The following is a 668-nucleotide window of genomic DNA, read 5'->3' as shown; positions in this document are numbered from 1 at the left end:
GCCGGGACGGTCGGGTAGCGCGGCAACCGGCTCGCCAGCGGTTCGGGCACGGCGGTCAGCGGGACGTTGCTCGATGACAGCGTGTAGAAACCCGCAATCCGGTCGGTTTCGAGATCACGAGCGACAAAGCAGGTCGCGTATCGGCGCTTTACGTCCTGCGTGGCCGTCTCGCGGAAATAGCGGTCTATCCGCTCGTTGCCGCACGAGAACGTCTTGCGCTGGTGAGCCTTGGTCAGCGGCTCTATCGCAAACCTTGCACTCACCGGGGCGCGATCAGGTCGGCATGACGCTTGGCGGCGCGGGCGAGACGGGCGTTGGGCGCGGGCGGATCAATCAGCGCCTTCGCAAAGCGCACCTGATCCTCGGTCGCCAGACGCAGCACGTCGGCGTCCTCGACCGTGCGGCGGGCATCCTCGCCTGCCGTGGCGATGAGATAGCCGGTCAGTGTCATACCGCGCAGCTTGGCCGCGCGTTGCATCTGCTCATAGACATGGACGGGAACGCGCGCCTCAAGGCGGGCGGTTTCCACTTCGCTTGCGGGTCTGGGCATGGCTGAACTCCTTTCCTTCGTTACATACGGCATAATGCCGGATTTATCAAGGATCGGATGAGCCGAACAATTCATCGAACAGGTCGGCGAACCACCGCTCGAACACCTCGATTTCGGC

At 63.8% G+C, this 668-nt stretch carries 1 protein-coding gene and 1 pseudogene; both read right to left on the bottom strand.

Going from position 1 to position 668, the window contains the following annotated elements; translation table 11 throughout:
• Positions 1-263 (bottom strand): annotated as a pseudogene (locus E3D03_RS21150) (GNAT family N-acetyltransferase); the annotation flags it as partial.
• Positions 260-668: DUF1778 domain-containing protein (locus E3D03_RS21145; RefSeq protein ID WP_263568569.1), on the bottom strand; the 409-nt coding region annotated here is incomplete at its 5' end. The pseudogene E3D03_RS21150 and the gene E3D03_RS21145, both read right to left, overlap by 4 nt.

It is taken from the genome of Paracoccus sp. DMF (assembly GCF_004407025.1).
Classification (GTDB): domain Bacteria; phylum Pseudomonadota; class Alphaproteobacteria; order Rhodobacterales; family Rhodobacteraceae; genus Paracoccus; species Paracoccus aminovorans_B.
This window is presented reverse-complemented; position numbering and strand designations above follow the sequence as displayed.